The 6752-nt window shown below is 70.6% G+C and carries 2 protein-coding genes and 2 pseudogenes; 1 reads left to right on the forward strand and 3 read right to left on the reverse strand.

What is annotated here, in order from left to right; translation table 11 throughout:
• Nucleotides 1-190 precede the first annotated feature (190 nt).
• Nucleotides 191-403: pseudogene (locus ABZ656_RS55230) on the reverse strand (zinc ribbon domain-containing protein); the annotation flags it as partial.
• A 754-nt stretch (nt 404-1157) separates the two neighbouring features.
• Here ABZ656_RS55230 and ABZ656_RS55235 point away from each other — a divergent pair.
• The gene (locus ABZ656_RS55235) at nt 1158-1910 is read left to right on the forward strand and encodes a discoidin domain-containing protein (protein ID WP_360279924.1); all 753 of its coding nucleotides are present in this window, start codon (nt 1158-1160) and stop codon (nt 1908-1910) included.
• Nucleotides 1911-2068: 158 nt separating this feature from the next.
• Here the strand turns inward: ABZ656_RS55235 and ABZ656_RS55240 are convergent, their stop codons facing one another.
• Both ABZ656_RS55240 and ABZ656_RS55245 read right to left on the reverse strand, forming a co-directional pair.
• Nucleotides 2069-2785 carry a type VII secretion system-associated protein gene (locus tag ABZ656_RS55240; RefSeq protein WP_360279927.1) on the reverse strand — a complete coding sequence of 239 codons (717 nt, stop codon included), beginning with the start codon at nt 2783-2785 and terminating at the stop codon, nt 2069-2071.
• A 302-nt stretch (nt 2786-3087) separates the two neighbouring features.
• A pseudogene (locus ABZ656_RS55245) lies at nt 3088-6752 on the reverse strand (hypothetical protein); the annotation flags it as partial.

Consider the following 6752-nt stretch of genomic DNA (forward strand, 5'->3'; position numbering starts at 1 on the left):
TCTCCAGATCCCACAGATCACCCTCCATCGCCTCCGGCCACTCACCACCGGCCAGCGCGGAAACCCACTCCAAACCATGAGGCAGGACGATGCTCGCGGTCATCTCCGGCCACCCCACCTACGAGCCAGAATGCGAAGAGGTTACGTTCGCGAAGGTATGCTCCGCCGACATCTGCCGATCAATCGCACATCAAATACCCGGTGAACAGACGGTGGCTGCTCCCCCGGAGGCTTCTCGCCATGCCGGGTTGGCGTCGCGACGGACCAGCCCGGCCCGTAGAACGTTGGTGGCTCCCACTGTGTCGGCGTGCGCGTTGTGGCCACAGGCGACGCAGTAGAATTTCTCCTGTGCGGGCCGGTTGTCCTTCGCGGTGTGCCCGCATTCGGGGCAGGTGCGGGAGGTTCGGCCTGCTGCGACAGGCCGGAGGCAGGGGTCTCGCACCCCTGCACGGAAATGGAGGCGCCTCGTTGCCCACCAACGCCCCGTTGTAGGGGGAGCAGTGATCCCGCAGCATCTCGCCGAGTGCCTGAGCGTCTCTAGAACTCTGTGTGTGCCCAGTCTGACCGTCACCACAAAGACGCAGAGAACTCCGGCGCTTCGCACCTCCGGGCCGAGGATCGCATTCCCGCCCGGCCCCAAGGCCGGGGTTCCCTGCGAAGAACAAGGGATGGACGGCACGCTGGAGGTCTGATCCGTCGCACGTATGTGCGCGGGTAGTTTCCCGGTGGACAGCGCGGCGCACACCTCTGGCACGCTCGGGGTGCCGACAACCCCCTACATCGCGGTCGAGTTGCGCGAAACAGGCACGGTGGACAGCGCTGCGGCAACCCGGGGTGGCTGTGAACCCGTCCGGCGAGGCCGCGGCAGAGGCGGGGCGGCCCTTCGACAGAGAGCGGGACACGATGCCCAGTCACCAGCCCAGCCCTTCCAGCGGTCCCCCACCGCTGCCGGAGGGCGCCGCTTCGGACAGCGTCCGCCGGGCGGTCGTCCTCGGTGGCGCGGCCGACGAGCCGGGCCACGTCCTCGCACCGGGCGACTCGGCGCCGAAGCCGAAGCGGGCGGCGAGACATCGACCCCGCCCTCGCTCATCGCACCGGTCGCCGAAGAGGCGGCGCCGCCCTGGGGGGAGGGGCCCGGCGACACGGAGGTGGCCGAGGTGACACCGCCGCCCCGGAACGGCTCGAAGAAACCGCTGCTGGTCGCGGTGGCGCTGGTGGCGACGCTGCTGGTCGCCCTGCCCGCTGTCATCAGCGCGCAGGGCGACGACCACGGGAATCCGCACGACACCGCGGCTAGGGCCTCCCTCGCAGCGCTCCCGGCCATGCCGTCCGAAACGTCGCCGAGCACCAAGGCTCCGAAGTCGCCGTCCGCGAAGCCGAGCAGTACGAAGAAGAACAAGAAGAAGACGGCCTCACCCAAGGCGGCCGCGCCGGCATCGGCGTCGAAAGCCGCGCCGCCCACCAAGGCCCGACCGCGCACCACCAAGGCCGCGGCCCCCAAGACGCCCGGCACCGTGAACCGGGCGCTGGGCGGGGCGGTGTGGGCCGACAGCGCCACACAGGACTACGTCGGCTCACACCTCACGGACGGTGATGCCACCACCTACTGGGAGAGCGCGAACGGAGCCTTCCCGCATACCATCCGCGTCGATCTCGGATCCGAGAGGACCATCTCCAAGCTCGTGCTGAAGCTGCCCCCGGGCTCCGACTGGAACTCCCGTACGCAGACCCTCGCGGTGTATGGCAGCGATTCCCTGCTGGTCCCGGCCGCTTCCTACACGTTCGACGCGGCCTCCGGAAACACGGTCACCATCCGGTTCGACCCGGCCTCCACCCGCTCCATCGAGCTCCGGTTCACGGCCAACAGCGGCTGGCCGGCGGCCCAGCTCTCAGAACTCGCGGCCTACTGACGACCGAACCCGCGGATGAGGTGAGGCGGTTCGGGCCTTCCCGCGGGAATCTTCCCGAGGTGGCCGGGCCGGGGGTGATACGGCGCTGATCGTGTCCCGTGGCTCGCGCTCGATCCGCGGGACCGATCCCCGCCGCCCGCCCCCTCCTGTCCGTTCCCCTAGTCGGCCGACCTGGTCCGAGTCGAGGTGCGACGTGGCGTGGTGGCCCGCCGAGCCGGACGGCTCGGGGGCGTAACGGCCTCGTCGGCGTCCTTGTCTGCGTCGACGCTCTTGTCCTTTGCCGCGACCGCTTCAGCGGGCTCCTCCTCGGACTCCCGGGCGTCCGGGCCGGCGAGCGCCGCGCGCAGCATCTCGGTCTCCAGGGTCATGCTCACCGGCGCCGAGGGGTTGAGGTAGAGCAGGTGCCCCTCGGGCAGCCGGTCGAGCAGTTCGGGTATCGGCATCAGTTCGAACGCCAGGCGCCCCGACGTGTGCAGATAGACCGGCGAGGTGAACACCGGCACGATGGCGGTCTTGCCGTCCGGCGCGGTGGCGGGCAGCGGGTCACCGGAGGGGGTGACGAACACCGCTGCCTCCGGCAGGGCGGCCAGCGCCTCCGTGACGTCCTCGCCCGGCCCGTACCCGGTCGCGGCCAACTGCACCGCGGCGTCGACCTTGTCGGCGGGCTCCGGCCAGCCCAGCGCGGTGGGAGAAGGCTTGTAGTCCTCGTTGTCCCGCCACTCCACGATCTCGCCCTCCGGGCTGGACCGCCACTGGCCGACCACGGCCCACTCGGGGGGTGCGGCCTCGCCGCGCCAGGTCGGGTCGACCATGCCGAGCCAGTGGTCGGGGGCGAGCCGGGCGGCCTCGCGGATCGAGTCCGGAACATCCGGCATGTTCTCGGTAGCGCCGTCGATCTGCTCGACGGCTTCGTCCGCGCCCTCGCTCACGGCGGACCCGGCCACCGGTTCCCGGTCATCGGACTTCGCCGGGGCGACGCTTTCGCTCGACTTCGCTGTCTTGCTCACTGTGCATCCTCATTCGGTAAATCGAAGGTGATTCGGAGAAAGGCCGGGAAAAACACTTGTTGACGGTACGTCCTCAAGTGAGAGAGTCGACGTAGCGGCCGCTGCTTCACAAGGCATCAATATGCGGAGTGGCGAGCATATCGAATTGTTGTCCATCCCTCGGGGGAAGGTCATGGACGGTCGTTCAGTCTCTGGCGGATTTCGCCGGGCCCGAGCGGAAGGCCGGCGAGGTAGCGGTCGCCGTCACGGACGAGGACGGCGGGAGGCGTGGCGGCCGTGGTACGGCGGCCGTCTTTGATGCCTCCGTGGAAGTTCACCGCACCGTCCGGGCCCACCACGGCCACCTCGACGCCGAGGTCGCGGGCCACCACCGCCGAGAGCACATCCCCGAGCGAGCCGCCGCCCTCGCCCCCGTACGACGGGTCCCGCATCAGCAGGCGGAACTGCTGGACCGTACTCACCATGACCTCCGAGGACGGAAGCCCGCCGAGGAACGCGCCCTCGAATCGCTGATCGGGGGTCAGCGGCACACCGATCGCTGTCAGCAGGTCCACCGGGATGTTCCGGCCGCCGTCCAGCGGGGGCAGCGCGTCTTCGGGCACGTCCTTGTCCGTGACGTGCCGCTCCAGCCAGTCACGGAAGGCGTCGGACGTGTCGATCCCGGCGTCCCGCAACGCGTCGGGGGCCGCGTACCGGACGGTGAACAGCAGAGTGTCGGGCAGCCGGCCACCCGCCCCCGGCGACTCGTGCAGCGCCAAGCCCGTGCCGTCCAGTTCGGCGGCACGGGGGCCGGTGCGCCGGTACGCGCCGCGCGATGCGGCGGTCTCTGCGTGCTCGGCGTCTTCCGCGCCCTCAGCCGGAATCTCACGGGAGCGGTCGGTGTCGACAGGAGCGTTCCAGTCCTCGGGGGCGGGGTAGGAGGTGGCGTCCGGCAACTCCTCGGCTTCGATGCCCAAGGCGGCGGGGCGCGGGGGCAGTGAGGGCCGGCCCGTCTTCGGGGCGAACCCGAGCAGGATGGTGGCCTTGCCTTCGCCGTCCTCACGCAGGTGGATCACCGGCTCGCGACTGCCCGGCGCCAGGGTGACCGCCACACCGTCCTGCGGTATCCAGACCCGCTTGCCGAGCGCCATGGCGACATCGCCGGCCTGCCTGCCCTGGCGGCTGTTGGCCGCGTCGGCGAGGGGCAGCCGGTTCAGTCCCTCACCGCACTCCAGCATGATGACGTTCTCGACGCTGTCCAAGTCCAGGTTTTCGCGCATCTCCGCCAGGTCCGGGGGCGTCACGTCGCTCCCGTGCCGGCCATAGAACACGTAGCCACCCGAAATGAAGCGGTGCAGCGGCCACCGGCCCCCCTCCAGGTTGCTGTCGCTGTCCCGCTGCCACTGCACGAGGTGCTTCACGTTCCGCAGTTCGCTGTACGGCGCCATGCGCCGGGCCCAGTCCGACGGCGTGAAGTGGAACAGCCCCTCGCCGCGACCTTCGTCGGCGACCCTGTGCCAGGCGGGACCGACGGCCCGGGGCGCGAGGTCCTCCGGGCCCACCGGAGCGGTGGCCGAGTCAGCGGGCGGGGCTTCGCGACCGTCCGGCTCCACGACGGCCGGCTCCACGGCGGCCGGGTTCGCGGCGGCCGGCTCCACGGCGGCCGGGTTCGCGGCGTCCGGCTCCGGCGCGTCGCTTTCGCGCAGCAGAACGTGCTCGTAGGGCTCCCCGCCGGCGTCCTCGCGTATCTCGCGGGACACGACGTCCAGCCGCGCCGGCAGCCTGAACATCGTCCGGCCTCGTGCGGGGTCGAGGACGATCGGCGAGAGGTCGGAGGCGATGCCGGACTCCATGACCTCCAGCAGCCTTATCCGGCCGGCAGGCTTCGCGTGGCCGCCCGCGGGGACCGGGTCCTTCATGGCCGCCAGGCGGTTCGGCAGCGCCTCGTCCCCCTCCCTCACATCGACATGGGACAGCTCGCCAGGGGGCCTTTCGCCGGGTGCGCCGGTCAGCGGCTCCCGTTCACGGACCGCCCAGAACACGTTCTCGCCGGCGGGTGGCAGCCTGCGCAGCCCGTCGTAGGCCATCGCCAGGTGGAGCGGGATCTCGGCGAAGACCGCGTCGACCACCCGATCGACCGCGTCGAGCAACGGCTGACGGTGCCTCGCCCGGCCCTGACGGCTCCGTTCCGCGGAGATCTGCTCGGCGGCCTTGCGGAACTCCCGGTGCTTCATCAGCAGCAACGGGAACGAGGAGCTGCCGTGGGACAGCTGCCCCTCGACGATGGAGTGCAGCTCCTGACGCAGGGAGTCCTGGGTGGGCTCACCGGCGGTCCCGAACCAGTGGAAGATCGGCTTGTCCGGCCCGGTGTACAGACGGAGCGCCATGATGTGCGCCTCGCCCAGCCGGTCCAGGATGCTTCCTCCATGGCGCCTGCTCCAGCTCTCCGCTGCCCTCAGCCGGTCACGGTCCACGCGGGACAGGTCGCGGCTGTTCTCCCCTCCGCTCAGCACCTTGACAACGTCCCCGGGACTGCGGCCGTCGCCGGTCAGCCTGGGGGTGAGCCAACGGCGGGTGGCGTCACGGTACGCCTGGTGGTGCGGTGGGATCAGCGCGCCGGCCGGCCGCGGTGCGCCGGACGGTGGCGCGAAGGCCGAGTCCGCCCAGAGGTACAGGTGCGTCCCGACGCCCCGCGCGGCGACGGCGTCCAACACGTCGGCGTAGCCCACGTTGGCATGGACCGATGCCTCCAGCACCTCGTACAGCGAGTAGCGGGGGACCAGCCAGCCCACCATGGCCTTGCGGAAGCTCAGCAGTTGACTGTTGGCGGGGTCGACCAGCGCCGCATACTCCTCGAACAATTCCAGGGGCAGGTCGTTCGTCGCACGGGTGCGCCGGATACCGCGGGAGCGGTACTCCGCCAGTTCCTCGGTGGAGAGCGACTTGCGGTCGTAGCCCTTCACACGTTCGCCGGGCAGCGCCGCCCGGAAGAAACTGTCCATCAGCGCCGGCAGGTCCGCGCTCGACGAAGGCGGGGTGCCGGTGGCCACCTCCACGGCGTGCCGAGCGGCGTCGAGCGCGTCGAGGTCCAGCGTCAGCGTCAGGCCCAGCGCGGTCTCGTACTTCATGGCCCGGTCGGGCCACTCCGCCTTCGCCATCAGGCCGCTGAGGCGGTACCCCTGGCGGGTGAACGACGTGGGGCGCGGCGTCAGACCGGTCCGCCGCCGGGGCACGTACGTAGCGAACCTGGGTTCCGGGTTGTCGGGGGTCGGTTCGACCACGAGCAGCGGATCCCTCAGCACCACTCCCGAGACGGTCTCGGGGTCGTCGCCGCGGGGGTGCCTGACGCGGCCGGAGGCGCCACCGCTGACCCGCCCGCTCCAGTCGGCCAGCCCCTGTCCCAGCTGATCATCGGCATAGCATGCGATCAGCGCGAGCCGGAAGTCACTGGGTGCCTTCAGCCGCTTCGCGTAGCTGCCTATCTGGGGGATGCTCCCGACCTTCAGTCCATAGCGTGAGTTTATGGATATGGCGCCGTCCTGGTGGTGCAGGACGAGGGTGGCCGCTTCCCCGGGCTGCCAGGACAAGGCACGTGGCTGGTCCTCGACGACCTCACCGGATTGGCTCAGCTTCCCGCCGGTGCCAACGTAAACGTGGTAGGTGGTCGCCTGTGTTGCGGCGCGGAGGGGCATTTCAGCGCGGGCCCAGTCGAAGGCGGAGAGGAATGCCTCCCCGGCCGGCCTGCCGCTTGGTGTGCGCACCGTCCGGGGCATGTACTCGCGGTTCCACGCCGGCTCGGAACTCTCCGCGGGCAGCTGCTCGAGGGGGACCACCACATAACTCTGATCGACGACGC

It is taken from the genome of Streptomyces sp. NPDC007095 (assembly GCF_040634475.1).
Taxonomy (GTDB): Bacteria; Actinomycetota; Actinomycetes; order Streptomycetales; family Streptomycetaceae; genus Streptomyces.